The following is a 16,226-nucleotide window of genomic DNA, read 5'->3' as shown; positions in this document are numbered from 1 at the left end:
TTCCCTTCTTGTGGGTTACTTGATCAAGGTGATGATCGATGAGCCGAAGTCTTGACCGTTTCCAGAGCCAAAGCTCGAATCGGTGATATCGAAGCGGATGAATTGAGCGATCACGCATCGATCGTTACCGCCGCTGCACGCGAAAACCGGATTGATGCCAACACTTCTGAGATAGTCCGCCGTATTATGGAAGGCGCCCGGAGGATTATTGCTGCCTCCCCCAAGCTTCCAACCGATCATTTTCAGAGTGGCATAGCCGGCGATCTGATACGTTCCGTTGTTTCCGTTCTGCGTTGAGCTGCTGAAGACAGGAAAGACGGCGTCGACCTCCCCTCCGGCGTTGATCTTGTCGACCCACGACTGGAGTATCTGGGCGCAGCCCAAGGGGAGATTGTTGCCGGGATCGGAGCCGACGCTTGTCTGGCCTGCGACAGAGTTCGTTTGGCAGTTGGTGCTGTTCAGCCATCCCCAGCCGCCAGGAATCTGCGTGCCCGACGGGCCGGTGCAGAACATCCCCGGCTTGTACTGGAACTGCTGGACGCTTCCAGCCGCGGTGGTGGCGGAGAGGTCGTAGCACGCCCTCGAGAACGCGAGGGGGAAGCCGCTGCCACGGCCTGGTGGCCCCCATTTGGCGGTGGCCGATGCCCGGACCTGGATGGATGTCTGGCCGAAGACCCGCGCCAACGTCAGGGGGAGGCCTGAGGCCGGTGTCGAGGTGTCCACCGCGACCTCGTTCGAGGCGGGGAAGGTCACTCCGGACGCCACCGCCGTGCGGTCGTTGGAGTTCGCGGGTGTGTACAGATTGGCCAGGCTTACGGCAGTCGACTGGCAGGTGCTCGGGTTCTTCGCACAGTACTGCGCGGCCGCGAGAGCCGAGGCGTCGGCCCCGTTCTGAAGCTGCGCCTTCTCCGCGGCGACTCGGCCAACGTCGATGGCAATCGCGCCGAAACCGAGGAGAGCCACCATGAGCACGGCTACGACGATCGCGACCGCGCCCCCTTCTCTGTCAGACCGCGGGAGCCTGTTCATCAGCCACCGCACCGCATGGCCCCCTGCCCATTGACGGTGATGGTGCTCGGCATGCCAAGCCAGCTTCCTGTGAGAAGTCCAACGCCGGAGGTCACGTTCGCGACCACCTCGGCGCCAGATGTGCAGGCGCCCACGGTGACGTTGATGGTGTAGCCGGTTGCCACCGCCTGCGCTGCAGAGGCGGCGGTTCCTGAGTTGTTGGTGATTGCCATCGTTCGTGCCGCCTCGCGCGCTGCATTCGTGATCACGATCTGAGCGTTGTACAGGTGGCCGAATTCGATGATCCCCAATACCAAGGTAATCAGGAGCGGTAGCACGAGAGCGAATTCCACCGCTGCGGCACCGCGTTCGCGGTGAACAGACGGCTTCCTCTTCATGATGCCCCTAGGAGTGCTGAAACGACGCGTGGTGGTCTCCATGACGGGCTGGCCCTGGGTCCACCACGCGCTAGAACACAGGTGATGTTCAGATGGCCGCAGTGATTTGGTTGAACAGCGCTGCGATTGCGGCGCCGAGCGGGGTCACCGCCGCCAGGACGACGATCGCGATGAGGGCGACCATGATGCCGTACTCAACCATCGTCGCGCCCTTCTCCTTGCCCTCGTCGGTGCCGGCCAGGTCGGTCCAGAAGGTGATGATTGAGATCATGAGCTTGTCCACGTCATGTTCCTTTTAATCAGGTGGTGCCAGGGCAACAATCGCGGAAAACAAGCCCCGCGGGACTTGGTTCCGTGACATCTCACTCGGCCTGTCTCGGAGCACGACGCCTCGGGTACCCCTGCGTTCTGCAGTGCGTTGCCGTAACCACGTGGAGGTTAGATGGCTGCAGTGACCCTGTTGAAGAGCGCTGCGATGGCGGCGCCGAGCGGCGTCACCGCCGCCAGGACGACAATTGCGATGAGTGCGACCATGATGCCGTACTCGACCATGGTGGCGCCCTTCTCCCTGTCGGTGCCTGTGATGTCGTTCCAGAAGGAGAGGAGGGAAACCATGAGCTTGTCCATGATTGAGTCCTTTACAAGCGGGTAAGACCAATGGCAACGTTGCCCCTATTGAGCGCCGTCGGGTCCACACCTGCCAGACTCCCACTTGCGCCTTCACCTGCGCACTACCCGCCTGTACTCGACTTTTTCGTTGCGAGTAACCCTCTGATTACTTGGGTCAACGGCTATGTGTACTCAGTTGGGTGGTTGCTGCCCCACGTGAACCGGTTGCAGGGAACGGCGCAACCCAGGAAGCTCACCCGGCACGGGAAGGTGAGTAGTCGCCGTCGCGCGCCATAGAACGCGCCATAGAAGCGGCAAGCCGAGCGTGAAACAGAGGCAAGTCTCCAGCGGGCCCGTGCCAAAGTGTTTCCTGCAGGCGCCCCGTCTGCCCGGCCCTGAAGAGCTCTGGGCGCCATCGCAGGCGCCCGCTTTGACCCGCCACGCTGCGGCGGGATATCCTAGGTAGTCGTTGTGCGTGTCCACGCTCGATCATGCGCGCCGCGGGAGTGTCCAGTTGCAGGACGCCGGCTCCTGGGGCGTTTTCGAGAAGCACGGGATGACTGGTCTGGGAGCCCTCACCTCTGGTCCGGTAGCGCACCGAAGAACGGGGTGTATCTCACCGGCATCCCACCAGACCAAGAAACGAAGGCAATAACTGTGCGTACGTACACTCCGAAGCCAGGCGACGCCGACCGTCAGTGGCACGTCATCGACGCCACCGACGTCGTTCTGGGTCGTCTTGCCAGCCAGACCGCAACGCTGCTGCGCGGGAAGCACAAGCCGACCTTTGCGTCCCATATGGACATGGGCGATTTCGTCATCATCATCAACGCGGACAAGGTGGCACTCACCGGCGCCAAGCTCCAGCAGAAGCGTGCATACCGCCACTCGGGCTTCCCGGGCGGCCTGACCTCGGTCACCTACGCGGAGCTGCTCGAGAAGAACCCGGTCCGCGCCGTGGAGAAGGCCGTCAAGGGCATGCTCCCGCACAACAAGCTGGCCGCCCAGCAGCTGTCCAAGCTCAAGGTCTACGCGGGCCCGAATCACCCGCACGCTGCCCAGCAGCCCAAGACCTTCGAGATCACCCAGGTTGCCCAGTAGTCCTGGCCACTACTCGAGAATTCATCAAGGAGAACACTGTGGCTCAGAACGAAGAGCTTGCCCCGGCCGTCGAGGCTGAGGAGACCCCCACCACCTACACGTCCGAGAGCGCCCCTGCCGCCGCCGACGATGCGAAGCGTGAGCGCCCCGCCCTCACCGTTGCGGGTGCCGCTGTCGGCCGCCGCAAGGAGGCCGTGGCCCGTGTCCGCGTTGTCCCCGGCTCCGGCCAGTGGACCATCAACGGCCGCACGCTCGAGAACTACTTCCCGAACAAGCTGCACCAGCAGGAGGTGAACGACCCGTTCAAGCTCCTCGACCTCGAGGGCGCCTACGACGTGGTCGTCCGCATCCACGGCGGTGGCCCCTCCGGCCAGGCCGGTGCTGTGCGCCTCGGCGTCTCGCGCGCTCTCAACGAGATCGATATCGAGAACAACCGTCCGGCCCTGAAGAAGGCCGGCTTCCTCACCCGCGACGCCCGTGTGGTGGAGCGCAAGAAGGCCGGGCTCAAGAAGGCCCGCCGCGCGCCGCAGTACTCGAAGCGCTGATTTTTCGGGTCGGGTTTTTACCGGCTCCGTTCAGCGTTCGGAAGGCCCGTCCCGCCTCGTGCGGGGCGGGTCTTTCTGCTGCCTTGGCCGGCTGTTCGGCTAGGGCTGCAGCTGGTAGACGCACTCGGTACCGCTCCTTGTGCACGGAAAAGCGGTCCTAACCCATTCGAGGATCTTTGCGGCTTCCCCAAAGCCCAGCGACGGCGCGGGAGGAAGCGGTCCGGCAATGAAATTTCCCACCTCTCCCCGAGAGACCATGGCCTTGAACTGATCAAGAGTCGGGAATGGGTCCGTCCCGTCGAAACCCCCGACGGCGAGCACACTGGTTCCGGATTCGAGTTCGTAGAGGGCGGCACTTTCGGAGCCGATCACTGCCCCCTGCCATCGGGCTGCAGTCGGTGTCATGCGGAGCATTTGGAGGATTTGAGGATCCGGGCTGTTGCCGAACGATGCTGCCGCGAACCCCGCGGAAGTCTTTCCCGGCATCGTTCGGTTGTTTGGGTCATCGGAGCGGTATCCGGCGATGGCGGGTCCTCCTGCAAGTCCGGCGCCGGCATGCGGGACCGCTGCCGTCGCACCTGACCATAGGAACGGGCCGACGAGGACCAGACACAGGGTACAGGCGAGACCGGGGCGTCGAAGGGGCGGGAGCGGTGGGAGAAATGCCCAGGCCGTGGCCACGGATCCGATAACGAGCGCCACGGTGGGGAACCACGGGAACGTATCGGTCCCGCGAAGCGCGTTCACGTAGGTGGCGATTAGCGTCGTGGCCGTTGTCGCGCCGAGCAGGAGCCGCACGCTGCGCTGCGCATGGCCATCTATGAGGGCCTTAAGACCGAAGACAGCAACGCAGACGCCCGGCGGAACCATCGCAAGCACGTAGTACGGATGCACGATTCCAGACATCATCGATACCACACCTGCGGATACGACAAACCAGATCGTGTTCAACACGAGGAACGCCCGAAATACATGATCGTGCGACCGCCGCCACACCATCACGGTGACGATGGTGCCCGCGCACGCCAGAGGAAGGATCCACGCGATCTGTGCTGCCATCTGCGGGTAGAGGAACCTAACCGGTCCCTGCAGCATAGTGTCCCCGGAGCCAAGTAGATATCCGACCTGAGCGCGCTGCACATCGACGCCCGTAAGCCGGTCTAAGCCGTTGTAGCCAAGGGTGAGTTCTAGGAAGCTGTTGTTCTGCGTGCCGCCTATGAAGGGCCTATTGGTGGCGGGTGTCAGCGCGACAACGGCCAGCCAGCTTCCGGCGGTTGCGATGGCGGCAGAGGCGGCTGCAAGGGCCCCCAGGACTTTGGGCCTCAGGGACCAATCGCGTGCAAGTGCGACAGCGGCAACGACGGCAGGGATCATCACCGCGACCTGGAGTTGTTTGGTGAGGAACCCGGCCCCGAGAAGTACTCCAGCCACGGCGAGCAGACCGACCCGCTGCTGTTTTAGGGCCGCAAGAGTGAGTGCAGCCGCGCCCGTCATGAGGAGCGTGAGCAGCGCGTCAGGATTATTGAACCTGAAAACCGCTGTGGAAACTGGCATGAGCGCCATGAGCACGCCAGCCAACAGGCCCCAGCCGTGTCCTAGGATACTGGCGGCCATTCGGTAGACAATCCAAACTGTGGCGACGCCCATGAGCGCTTGGGGAACCTGAATGCTCCACGAGTTGAGGCCGAAAATCTTCACGCTTAGGCTCATGACCCACACCGCGAGCGGTGGCTTGTCCACTGAGATGCCATTGCCCGGGTCCAACGCGCCGAAGAGCAACGCAGGGAAGTTATCTGATTCTGCGAAGGCCGCCGCCGAGTAATAGGGGTTCGACCACCCGTTGATACTGAGATTCCAGAGATAGAGGGCTGCAGTTGCGAGGAGGAGAGCTGCAGTCTCCAAACGTGTACGTGGACGAAGACCTGGTGCGCGGGGGACTGCGGATGGTGATTTTGTCGTCATTTAGGCTGCGTCCTCGAGCGGTCGAGCGGGGAGGCTGGCGCAGGCGTCGCTGCGCGACGCGGCGCCGACCACTCCGAAGCGCAGCACCCGCCCGAAGAACGACGGCGGGTGGGCCGGCAGGAGCATGACGTTGTAGGTGCGCGACATGAGTTCGCGCTTGGGCCCGCGCACCACGCGGGGGATCGGCCAAGACGGGTGCCGATCGAGACATCCGAATGCCCCGAGAGCAGGGGTGCCAGAAGGGGCGGCAGGGCGGCTCGGTCCGTCGAAAGGTCAACGAGTGGCATGACGGAGTCGGCCAGCGCATTCTCTTCGTTGTACACCGGCACGACGATGTCGATGGCCGGCCCCCCATGGGCCTCAGTCATGCGTCCAAAGCTACGGGGCGCACACGGGCATGGACTAGTTGATCCGGAGAATCGAGTACACGACGGTGCGGCTAAGTAGCGGCTTAGGCGGCTCGCGTTGGATGCAGTCCTCGTGCGGCGAGTGCCCGCGCGCTGAATGAGCGTTGCCGCAAGAAACGAGTACCTACCATCTCCGACTAAGTGGTGCGAGACTCCCATTTGTCCGCTAGCGTCCTGATGGTGTCGCCCGTTTGGGGCGAACTTCACTAACGATGGGGGACATCGTGCGTCATCGCGCCATTTCTGCTTCACCCGCGCCCACTTTTCGCTTACGTGCTCTCGCGGCCGCCGTTCTCGTGCCGGGTATCGCCGTGACTCTCATGGCAGGAGGTATCACAACTGCCCAGGCCGCTTCTCCAGCCGGCACGCAGGGCATCTGCAACGGAGTGGTGAACCAGCTTGCCCACCGCGGCACCGTCCAGGAGAACCTGCTCAAGGCGGCCACGAAGCGCAACGCCGACGCCATCGCGGCCCTCGCCGCACAGAAGGCGACCCTCCAGAGCCAAGCGGATGCTTTCAACTCGCAGATCCTGGCGCTGAACGCGACCATCAAGCAGACCGACGACGAGATCGCAGCGCTCGACGGCCAACTTGCCACCGCGCAGGCCAACCTCGATTCGCTGACCTCTCAGCAGACGGCCACTCAGGGGCAGATCGACACCGCCAACGCTGCCCTTGCGTCGCTGCAGGCGCAGCAGGCCGACGTGACCGCCAAGCTCGCACCCCTTCAGGATCAGCTCGCGTTCGCGCAGGCGGCCAGCGCCGACCTCACGAGCCAGGCGAGCAGCACCCAGTCCGCACTGGATGCCAAGAACGCAGAGGTGGCCATCGCAAACGCCGTGCTTGCCACGCTTCAGAGGGCCGCGGACGACGCCGAGTTGACCGTAGCGGCCAAGCAAGCCCAGATCGACGTGGCCGGAGGTCAGCTCGCGAACCTGCGGACTGCCGCGCAGGTGGCGGCAGACAACGTGGCCACCGCCCAGGCAGCTGTGGACTCCGCGCAGGTCGAGTTGACCCGGCTCCAAGGAACAGCCACCACGGCGCAGGCCCGGCTCGACGCGCAGGTCCAGGCAGTGGCAGACGCCAAGGCGGACCTTGCGGCGAAACAGAAGACGGCAGCCGACGCAGCCGCAGCGGTCGATGCCAAGAAGGCCCAGATCGCTCAGGCCCAGACGGAGCTCGCGGCGCTGCGGGCCACCGCCCAGCAGGCGGCCGACGCCCTCGCGGGCAAGAACGCCCAGATCACCCAGGCCCAGACCGATCTGGCCGCCCTGCAGGCTTCTGCGCAAAAGGCATCCGACGCCGTCGCCGCCAACACGAAGGCCATCGCGGACGCGCAGGCGTCGATCACGAGCCTGCAGAGCCAGCTCACGGCGGCGCAGCAAGCGGTGACCGCCAAGCAGGCAGATCTCGCGGCGGCACAGAACACGCTCGCCTCCCAACAGCAGCAGAAGAGCCAGCTGCAGAACGACATCGCCGCCCAGCAGGCGATTATCGACTCCTACCCGACGACCTCGCAGGCCAAGAAGAAGTTGGCTGCACAGGCCCAGCTCGCGACCGATCAGACCCAGCTGACCCAGGTGAACAATCAGATCACCGCCACGAACGGCCAGATCGCGGCGCTCCAGGGGAACCTCACGGCGCTCCAGGCCAACGTGACCACGCTGAACGCCCAGCTGCTCTCCGCGCAGCAGACAAGCAGTGCCCTGCAGCAGCAGGCCGCACCCCTCCAGTCGGCCCTTGCGAGCGCCAACGACGCCGTCACGGCCAAGCAGGCTGACCTCGCTGGCCTCCAGGGTCAGCTGCCCGGCCTCCAGTCTGCGGCGGACGCGGCCAACGCCGCCATGACGTCGAAGCAGACCGAGCTCGCGGGCCTCCAGACCGACCTCGGCCCGCTCCAGAACACCGCCGCAGCGGCCCAGGCCGCAGTGGACTCGCAGGCGGCCAACGTCCAGAATCTGGTGAACGCACTGCCGGCTCTGATGGAGAACCGAGACGCGGCCGTCGCAGAGGTTCAGGTGCAGCAGGGCGTGCTCACACAGCGGCAGGCGGACCTCGCCGCAGCCAACGACGCACTGAAGGCCGCGGAACAGGCGGTCACAGCGAAGCAGGCTGAGATCCAGGGGCTCCGGGACCAGCTGCCGGCCCTGCAGTCCGCGGTGGACGCCGCCAACGGTGCGGTGGCCTCCAAGCAGTCCGACCTCGCACTGCTCAACGCGGCCAGCGATGCCCTCGTGGCGCACCTCAAGGACCTGAACGCGCAGATCGCCACCGCGGAGCAGAACGTCCTCGGCCTGCAGACCCAGGTCGCCCCGCTGCTTTCCCAGCTGGACGGGCTCAACCAGCTGGTCTCCGACACCGAGAAGCAGCTTGCCGCCCTTCAGCAGCAGTCCGTCACCCTGGATACACAGGTCACCGCAGCCGCGGCAACCCTGCGGGACATCCAGGCTCAGAAGGGAAACAAGCAGAAGGAGATTGCCGCCCAGAAAGCCGTCCTGGCCAATCTCCAATCCCAGCTCGCCTCGGTGCAGGCCCAGATCTCATCCATCGACGGGACCATCACCAACGGCGGCTGCCTCGTCCCGGGAGCGTAGCTCCCTTCTCAGGCTCACGACGGCGACCCGTCGCCCGGGTGCCCTGCGGCACCCGGGTGCGCGGGCGCCGTCGTGCGTCCAAGGGCTTTCGGCCCAGCTCAGCGAGCGGTGGCGGCGCTACCCTTTTCCCATGGTTCCCGAGGACCCTCGCCTCTCCGTGACCGAAGACTACGCGGCAGAGCTGGACGAGCTGCGCGAGATCGGCAAGGTGGACCACAAGCGCCGCCCTAGCGCCGACCCGAACGCATGGCGCCAGGGCTACCCCTACGAAAAGAAGCTCAGCCGCCCCACGTACGAGAGACAGAAGCGAGCGCTGCAGATCGAGCTGCTCAAGCTTCAGCTGTGGGTCAAGGACACCGGGCAGAAGGTCCTCATCCTCTTCGAGGGCCGGGACGCGGCTGGCAAGGGCGGGGCCATCAAGCGGTTCAACGAGCACCTCAACCCCCGTGGAGCCCGGATCGTGGCCCTCGAGAAGCCCACGGACGCGGAGCGCACGCAGTGGTACTTCCAGCGCTACGTGGCGCACCTGCCCAGCGGTGGGGAGATCGTGATGATGGACCGCTCCTGGTACAACCGGGCCGGTGTGGAGCGGGTCATGGGGTACTGCACGCCGAACGAGTACCACGAGTTCATGCGCGAGGCCCCCGAGTTCGAGCGCATGCTCGTCAACTCCGGCATCCGCCAGCACAAGCTCTGGTTCTCTGTGGGGCGCGAGGAGCAGCTCAATCGCTTCGCCTCGCGCGAGACGGACCTGGTGAAGCAGTGGAAGCTCTCGCCCACGGACATGGCGAGCCTGGACAAGTGGGACGCCTACACCGAGGCCAAGGAGGCCATGTTCTTCTACACGGACACCGGCGACGCCCCGTGGACCGTGATCAAGAGCAACGACAAGAAGCGGGCCCGGCTCGAGGCCATGCGGTACATCCTCGATGTGACCCCCTACGACCGCAAGGATGCCAAGGTGGCCCACGCTCCTGACCCGCTCATCGTGGGCACCGCCGCCGAGGTCCTGGAGGAGGGCGAGCACTACACGCCGCGGTTCCCGGTGCTGCGCGAGGGGGCCGAGGAGGGCTGAGTTCCGGCCGCGTGCCGGGTCCTGCGAAAGGGGAGCGCTTCGGGCCGCAGGTAGACTTGCACCCGATGACACGTCTCTTCGGTACCGATGGCGTCCGCGGACTGGCCAATGGCCTCCTCGACGCCGAGCTCGCTCTCAAGCTCTCCCAGGCGGCTGCGGTGGTCCTCGGCCACAGGCAGGTTGCCGACGGCACGCGGCCGCGCGCTGTCGTCGCCCGCGATCCGCGCATCTCCGGGGAGTTCATCTCCGCCGCGGTGTGCGCGGGGCTCGCCAGCGCGGGCGTCGACGTGTACGACGCCGGGGTGCTCCCCACGCCGGCTGCCGCCTACCTCGTCGCGGACCTGGGCGCCGACTTCGGCGTGATGATCTCGGCGAGCCACAACCCGGCCCCGGACAACGGCATCAAGTTCTTCGCCCGCGGCGGCCAGAAGCTCCCCGACGAGGTCGAGGACCAGATCGAAGCCCTCCTGCAGGCCGAACCGCACCGCCCGACCGGTGCAGGCGTAGGGCACATCCAACGCTTCGCCGATGCCGAGGACCGCTACATCGTCCACCTCCTCACCACCCTCCCGCACCGCCTGGACGGCCTCACCGTGGTGCTCGACTGCGCCAATGGCGCCGCCTCCGGCTGCTCGCCGCAGGTGTTCAAGGACGCTGGCGCCGAGGTGGTCGTGATCGGCGCCGAGCCGGACGGTCTGAACATCAACGACGGCGTGGGCTCCACCCACCTCGAGAAGCTCCAGGCAGCAGTCGTGGCCCACGCGGCGGACCTCGGGATCGCGCACGACGGCGATGCCGACCGCTGCCTTGCCGTGGACCACGAGGGCACCGTGGTGGACGGGGATCAGATCATGGCAATCCTCGGCGTGGCCCTCAAGGAGGCCGGGCAGCTGCGCGACAACGTGCTCGTCGCCACCGTGATGAGCAACCTCGGCCTCAAGCTCGCCCTCCGCGACGCTGGGATCACCACCCACGAGACCGCCGTGGGCGACCGCTACGTGCTCGAGGAGATGCGCGCCGGCAGCTACTCCCTCGGTGGGGAGCAGTCCGGCCACGTCATCTTCTCCGACTACGCCACCACCGGTGACGGGGTACTCACCGGCCTCCAGCTGGCCGCGCAGGTGGCCCGGACTGGCCGCCCGCTCAAGGAGCTCGCCGCCGTCATGACCCGCCTGCCGCAGGTGCTCATCAACGTCCGCGGCGTGGACAAGAGCCGCGTCAGCGCGGACGACGGCGTGGCGGCGGCTGTTGCCGACGCCGTGGCCGAGCTGGGGGAGACCGGGCGGGTGCTCCTGCGGCCCTCGGGCACCGAGCCTCTGGTGCGAGTGATGGTCGAGGCCTCGGACGAGGCCACCGCACAGGCCATCGCCGAGCGCCTCGCCGGCGTGGTCCAGAGCCAGCTCGCGCTCGAGACCGCCTGATCCTAGCTGGGCCGTCCGTTCCTGCTCAGTTGGCGCCCGAGTGCACTCGCTCCAACGGCGCGTTGTGATGTGACACGCCGGTATGCGTCCCCGATCTGAGCAGGGCGGTACGCTCGGCCCATGCGCACGCCGCCGCCAGCCGTTGTTCGCGCCGTCCAGAGCCTGAGCGGGGCCCTCGAACGCGCGGCCGCCGGGCTAAAGCCGCCCCAGGCCAGGTTCCTCGAGGTCAGCGGGGGAGTCGCGGCCATCGCGCTGATGCGTGCCGCCGTGCGCACGCGGCTCGCGGAGCCGCTCGCGATTGGGAGCAGGACCGGGGCGCAGGTGGCCGAGCAGCTCGGCCTGCATGCACCAACCGTCCACCGCGTGCTGCGCGGGCTGGCCGTCTACGGCCTCGTGCGGCTGGACTCCCGCGGCCGCTTCAGCCTCACCCGTACGGGCCGACTGCTGCTCGAAGGCGATCCCCACTCGATGGCGGGTTGGGTACGGTACGCGACCTCGGACGCCGTGCTCGCCGGATGGCTCCGGCTCCCCGAGACCCTCGTCGATGGCTTGCCGGCATTCAACGCAGCCACGGGTACCAGCATGTGGGAACATATGGCCGCGCACCCCGACGAGGAGGCCGGGTTCGCCCGCACCATGCACGAGCTCACGCTCCTCGCCGCCCCGCTCATCGTCGCCGCATACCCGTGGCCTGAGCACGGAACGGTGTGCGACGTGGGCGGCGGTGTCGGCGCAATGCTCGCCTCCGTGCTTCGTGAACGTCCGACACTCGACGGCGTTCTGGTGGACCAAGCGGGCCCGCTCGCCGCCGCCGGGGAGTACCTCGCGAGCCGTGGGGTCGCGGACCGGGTGCGAACTGTGGAGGGCGACCTTTTCACCGGCTTTGAGGCGCGCGCAGACGTGTATTTGCTCAAGGATGTGCTCCACGACTGGGATGACGACAAGTGCAGCCAGGTGCTCCGCACGGTCCGGGCGGCCGCTGCATCGGGAGCGCGGGTACTCGTGCTCGAGTGGCTGCAGGAGCCCAATGTGGCGCAGTTCCCGGTGTCGATCTCCGACATCATGATGCTCGCCCAAACCGAGGGCCGGCAGCGCTCGGCCGCCGAGATCCAAGCCCTAGGTGCAGCAGCAGGGTTCCGGGCTGGCCGTGTGATTGATACCGGCGCCTACGGGGTGGTCGAGCTTCTGGCCGCCTGACGGAAAAGCCGCAGCGCGACGAGCAGCAGTCCTGCCTGCGCAGACCCCAGATCCAGATGAGAAGGAGCTGCCCACGACGCCGGCCACTCGCCTTCGTGAGGCGAGTGGCCGGCGTCGTCCGTCGGGTCGGTGAAGAGGTGGGCGAACGGGTCAGATGTCGCGGGACCTGAGCGAGTCGCGGATCTCGGTCAGGAGCGCGACCTGCGGATCGATGGGCTCCTCCTCGGTCTGCTCCTTGATGCCCAGCTTGCGGTTGCGGCGCTCGATCATGTGGTTCATCGGCATGACCACCGCGAAGTAGATCGCCGCCGCGACGAGGATGAAGTTGATGAGGACGGTGAGGAAGACGCCGATCTTCACCGGGCCGAAGACGAGGAAGTTGTCGAAGTTCGGCTGGCCGAAGAGGAGCGAGATGATCGGCATGAGGATATTCGACACGAACGAGGTGACGACGGCGCCGAACGCCGCACCCATGACGACGGCGACAGCAAGGTCGACGACATTGCCCTTCATGATGAAGGCTTTGAATCCACTCAGCATGGGGCCGATGTTAGCTGCGCAATGCGGACCGCACCATGAACGAAGGGTTACTTTTTCCCTGTGTCGTGGGCTGGCGGCGCCCAGCGGAGGTCCCCGCCGGATCAGCCCGGGCCGGGCGTTGCCTCAGACCTTCCTCAGGAGCATACGGCTGATCGAATGGTCCTGATCCTTGGTCAGCACCAGCTGGGCGCGGCCGCGGGTGGGCAGGACGTTCTGGATGAGGTTCGGCTCATTGATCCGCTTCCAGATGCTGCGCGCTGTGGTCGCGGCCTCCTCGTCGGAGAGTGAGGCGTAGCGGTGGAAGTAGCTCTCAGGCTGGGCGAACGCGCCCGAGCGGAGCTTCAGGAACCGCTCCACGTACCACTGCTCGATGTAGCTGGTCTTGGCGTCCACATAGAGGGAGAAGTCGAAGAAGTCCGAGAGCGCCAGGCCTGCGGTCCCGTCGTACCGGGCGCGGGCTGGGGCCAGAACGTTGAGGCCTTCCACGATGAGCACGTCCGGCCGGCGGACCACCACCTCTTTTCCGGGCACGATGTCATAGGTCAGGTGCGAGTACCACGGCGCCCGGACCTCCTCGGCCCCGGACTTGATCTCGGCGACGAACCGCAGCAGGGCCCGCCGGTCGTACGACTCGGGGAAGCCTTTGCGCTCCAGGATTCCGCGCCGGGTCAGCTCCGCGAGAGGGTACAGGAAACCGTCCGTGGTGATGAGCTCGACGTTCGGGGTGGAGGGCCAGCGCCGCAGCATCTCCCGAAGCACACGGGCAATGGTGGACTTGCCCACCGCCACCGACCCGGCCACGCCGATCACGAACGGGGTGCGCTGCGTCGACTCTCCGAGGAACGTCTGCGTGGCGTTGTGGAGCTCGCCCGAGGCCTCCACATAGAGAGAGAGCAGGCGGGAGAGCGGCAGGTAGACGTCGCGGACCTCGCCCAGATCGAGGGGATCGCCCAGACCTCGGATGCGCTCGATGTCCTCCTGGTTCAGTGGCTGCTCCATGCGGTCCGCGAGCCGGGCCCATGTGGAGCGGTCGAGTTCCACAAAGGGCGTGGCGCCGTCGCCGCCGGACTCGCTTCTCTGCAATGTCACCTGTGCATTCTGCCAAGTGGCGCAGCTAACGCGAAATACGCCGGCCGCGCGGGCGCCGGTAGGATGGAGCGCATGTGTGGAATCGTCGGGTATGTCGGTAGCAGCAAGCGCAGCGGGGAGTATGGCGCCCTTGATGTGGTGATCGAGGGCCTGCGCCGCCTCGAGTACCGTGGGTACGATTCGGCCGGCGTCGCCGTGGTGTCTGACGGGGCCATGGAGTCGCGCAAGAAGGCCGGCAAGCTGAAGAACCTTGAAAATGAGCTCGCGGAGCACCCGTTGCCGGAGAGCGTCACGGGGATCGGCCACACCCGCTGGGCCACGCACGGCGGCCCCACTGACGTCAACGCGCACCCGCACCTTGCCGACGACGGCCGGCTCGCCGTGATCCACAACGGCATCATCGAGAACTACGCGACGCTCAAGAGCGAGCTCGCGGCCAAGGGAGTGGCTTTCCTGTCCGAGACGGACACCGAGGTGGCCGCCGCCCTGATCGGCGACCTGTACCGCGGTGAGGCCGGCGGCGACATCACCAAGGCCATGCAGCTGGCCTGCCAGCAGCTGGAGGGCGCCTTCACACTCCTGGCGGTGCACGCCGAGCAGCCCGGTACGGTGGTGGCGGCGCGGCGGAACTCGCCGCTCGTCGTCGGCCTCGGCGAGGGCGAGAACTTCCTCGGCTCCGACGTCTCGGGGTTCATCGATTACACCCGCCGCGCGGTGGAGCTGGGCCAGGACCAGATCGTGACGATCACCCCGGACAGCTTCGTGGTCACCGACTTCTTCGGCGCCCCCGCCCAGGGCAAGGAGTTCGAGGTCTCCTGGGACGCGGCCTCCGCGGAGAAGGGCGGCTTCAACTCCTTCATGGAGAAGGAGATCCACGACCAGCCCGCCGCCGTCCACGACACCCTCCTGGGCCGTTCCGACGAATCGGGCCGGCTCATCCTTGACGAGCTGCGCATCGACCCGGCGGAGCTGAAGAAGGTCAACAAGATCATCGTGCTCGCGTGCGGCACGGCCGCCTACGCGGGGCTCGTGGCCAAGTACGCGATCGAGAACTGGTGCCGGATCCCCACCGAGGTCGAGCTCGCGCACGAGTTCCGCTACCGGGACCCGATCGTGGACTCCAACACGCTCGTGGTCTCCATCAGCCAGTCCGGCGAGACGATGGACACGCTCATGGCCGTCCGCTACGCCCGCGAGCAGGGGGCCAAGACGGTCTCGATCTGCAACACGAACGGGTCCACGATCCCGCGCGAGTCCGACGCCGTGCTCTACACGCACGCCGGCCCGGAGATCGCCGTCGCGTCGACGAAGGCATTCCTGGCCCAGATCACGGCCGCCTACCTGCTCGGCCTGTACCTCGCGCAGCTGCGAGGGAACATCTTCTCCGGCCAGATCAAGGACGTCCTCGCGGACCTGAACAAGATTCCCGAGAAGATCCAGACCGTCCTGGACAACGCCGGGCCGCTGCGCGAACTCGCCCGCAGCATGAAGGACGAGAGCTCCGTGCTGTTCCTGGGACGTCACGTGGGCTACCCGGTGGCACTCGAGGGCGCGCTCAAGCTCAAGGAGATCGCGTACATCCACGCCGAGGGCTTCGCAGCCGGCGAGCTCAAGCACGGCCCGATCGCCCTGATCGACCAAGGGCAGCCGGTGTTCGTGGTGGTCCCGTCCCCGCGGGGGCGCGAGTCGCTGCACGCCAAGGTGGTCTCCAACATCCAGGAGGTCCGCGCTCGCGGCGCCCGCACCTTCGTGGTTGCGGAAGAGGGCGACGAGGCAGTGCGCGAGTACGCCGAGCACGTCTTCTACGTCCCCGAGACCCCCGTGCTGCTCATGCCACTGCTCACCACCGTGCCCCTGCAGATCTTCGCCGCCGAGCTCGCCTCGGCCAAGGGCTACGACGTCGATCAGCCGCGAAACCTCGCCAAGTCGGTCACTGTCGAGTAGCCCTTCCAGCCAGCTTCGCAGGTGACGTCCGACGGCGGCCGGTCACCTTCCGCACGGAAGGTGACCGGCCGCCGTCGTGCTTCGGCTGCTAGCCGTTTCTCCTGCGCGAGCGGCGGTGGGAGACGTGGCCCTGCTTCTCGACGGGGTCCGCGGCATCATCGGGAAGGGTGCCGGTCTCGCCCGCGAGCATCCGGCCCACGCCGGGACCCGGGATTTGGGCTGCGGCGAGGTGCGGCATGCCGGGATTGCTGCCCACGCCGTGGGAGGGTGCGCCAGAATGACGCAGGCGCGGGGTCCCGGCGGACTTGAAGATGCTGGACCATCGCATGGTGGCCA

General features: G+C 66.4%; 16 protein-coding genes and 1 pseudogene. 7 read left to right on the top strand and 10 right to left on the bottom strand.

Translation table 11 applies throughout. From position 1 onward, the window contains the following. Positions 1-15 precede the first annotated feature (15 nt). The 4 genes from LF262_RS04975 to LF262_RS04960 form a co-directional block, all read right to left on the bottom strand. Positions 16-1,029, bottom strand: a complete 1,014-nt coding sequence (locus LF262_RS04975) for a pilus assembly protein TadG-related protein (protein WP_268933493.1) — start codon at positions 1,027-1,029, stop codon at positions 16-18. Beyond that, positions 1,029-1,448: a TadE/TadG family type IV pilus assembly protein gene (locus LF262_RS04970; protein WP_235779123.1), complete on the bottom strand. Its 420-nt coding sequence runs from the start codon at positions 1,446-1,448 to the stop codon at positions 1,029-1,031. Before LF262_RS04970 ends, LF262_RS04975 begins: the two co-directional genes overlap by 1 nt. 46 nt (positions 1,449-1,494) lie before the next feature. Continuing rightward, on the bottom strand, positions 1,495-1,689 hold the full coding sequence (locus LF262_RS04965; RefSeq protein WP_235779122.1) for a Flp family type IVb pilin: 195 nt from the start codon (positions 1,687-1,689) through the stop codon (positions 1,495-1,497). A 155-nt stretch (positions 1,690-1,844) separates the two neighbouring features. Next, positions 1,845-2,033 (bottom strand): Flp family type IVb pilin, encoded by a 189-nt coding sequence (locus LF262_RS04960; RefSeq protein ID WP_235779121.1) that lies wholly within the window; start codon positions 2,031-2,033, stop codon positions 1,845-1,847. A 639-nt stretch (positions 2,034-2,672) separates the two neighbouring features. Between LF262_RS04960 and rplM the strand changes: the two genes are divergently transcribed. Both rplM and rpsI read left to right on the top strand, forming a co-directional pair. After that, complete coding sequence (rplM, locus tag LF262_RS04955) at positions 2,673-3,116, top strand: 50S ribosomal protein L13 (protein WP_235779120.1); 444 nt, start codon at positions 2,673-2,675, stop codon at positions 3,114-3,116. 38 nt (positions 3,117-3,154) lie between these two features. Next, a complete protein-coding gene (rpsI, locus tag LF262_RS04950; protein ID WP_235779119.1) occupies positions 3,155-3,661 on the top strand; it encodes a 30S ribosomal protein S9 in 507 nt (168 codons plus the stop codon). 99 nt (positions 3,662-3,760) lie between these two features. Here the strand turns inward: rpsI and LF262_RS04945 are convergent, their stop codons facing one another. The 3 genes and pseudogenes from LF262_RS04945 to LF262_RS04935 all read right to left on the bottom strand — a co-directional run. After that, positions 3,761-5,563: a glycosyltransferase family 39 protein gene (locus LF262_RS04945; protein ID WP_235779118.1), complete on the bottom strand. Its 1,803-nt coding sequence runs from the start codon at positions 5,561-5,563 to the stop codon at positions 3,761-3,763. Between the two features lie 60 nt (positions 5,564-5,623). After that, a complete protein-coding gene (locus LF262_RS04940; protein ID WP_235779327.1) occupies positions 5,624-5,770 on the bottom strand; it encodes a hypothetical protein in 147 nt (48 codons plus the stop codon). Beyond that, positions 5,744-5,991, bottom strand: a pseudogene (locus LF262_RS04935) (hypothetical protein); the annotation flags it as partial. The gene LF262_RS04940 and the pseudogene LF262_RS04935, both read right to left, overlap by 27 nt. A 350-nt stretch (positions 5,992-6,341) precedes the next feature. On the opposite strand from LF262_RS04935, the gene LF262_RS04930 reads away from it, so the two are divergent. From LF262_RS04930 to LF262_RS04915, 4 genes are all read left to right on the top strand, one after another. Beyond that, the gene (locus LF262_RS04930) at positions 6,342-8,624 is read left to right on the top strand and encodes a coiled-coil domain-containing protein (RefSeq protein WP_235779117.1); all 2,283 of its coding nucleotides are present in this window, start codon (positions 6,342-6,344) and stop codon (positions 8,622-8,624) included. A 130-nt stretch (positions 8,625-8,754) separates the two neighbouring features. Beyond that, a complete protein-coding gene (ppk2, locus tag LF262_RS04925; RefSeq protein ID WP_235779116.1) occupies positions 8,755-9,699 on the top strand; it encodes a polyphosphate kinase 2 in 945 nt (314 codons plus the stop codon). Positions 9,700-9,764: 65 nt separating this feature from the next. After that, positions 9,765-11,120 (top strand): phosphoglucosamine mutase, encoded by a 1,356-nt coding sequence (gene glmM / locus LF262_RS04920; protein ID WP_235779115.1) that lies wholly within the window; start codon positions 9,765-9,767, stop codon positions 11,118-11,120. Positions 11,121-11,240: 120 nt separating this feature from the next. Continuing rightward, positions 11,241-12,317 (top strand): methyltransferase, encoded by a 1,077-nt coding sequence (locus LF262_RS04915; protein ID WP_235779114.1) that lies wholly within the window; start codon positions 11,241-11,243, stop codon positions 12,315-12,317. Between the two features lie 150 nt (positions 12,318-12,467). On the opposite strand, the gene mscL is transcribed toward LF262_RS04915, so the two are convergent. Together mscL and coaA are read right to left on the bottom strand one after the other, a co-directional pair. Beyond that, positions 12,468-12,857: a large conductance mechanosensitive channel protein MscL gene (gene mscL, locus LF262_RS04910; RefSeq protein WP_235779113.1), complete on the bottom strand. Its 390-nt coding sequence runs from the start codon at positions 12,855-12,857 to the stop codon at positions 12,468-12,470. Positions 12,858-12,980: 123 nt separating this feature from the next. Next, positions 12,981-13,946 (bottom strand): type I pantothenate kinase, encoded by a 966-nt coding sequence (gene coaA, locus LF262_RS04905; protein WP_235779112.1) that lies wholly within the window; start codon positions 13,944-13,946, stop codon positions 12,981-12,983. A gap of 72 nt (positions 13,947-14,018) precedes the next feature. Between coaA and glmS the strand changes: the two genes are divergently transcribed. Beyond that, on the top strand, positions 14,019-15,890 hold the full coding sequence (gene glmS / locus LF262_RS04900) for a glutamine--fructose-6-phosphate transaminase (isomerizing) (RefSeq protein ID WP_235779111.1): 1,872 nt from the start codon (positions 14,019-14,021) through the stop codon (positions 15,888-15,890). An 88-nt stretch (positions 15,891-15,978) separates the two neighbouring features. Here the strand turns inward: glmS and LF262_RS04895 are convergent, their stop codons facing one another. Next, complete coding sequence (locus LF262_RS04895; protein ID WP_235779110.1) at positions 15,979-16,218, bottom strand: hypothetical protein; 240 nt, start codon at positions 16,216-16,218, stop codon at positions 15,979-15,981. Between the last annotated feature and the right edge of the window lie 8 nt (positions 16,219-16,226).

The organism is Sinomonas notoginsengisoli (genome assembly GCF_021554725.1).
GTDB classification, from domain to species: domain Bacteria; phylum Actinomycetota; class Actinomycetes; order Actinomycetales; family Micrococcaceae; genus Sinomonas; species Sinomonas notoginsengisoli.
This window is presented reverse-complemented; position numbering and strand designations above follow the sequence as displayed.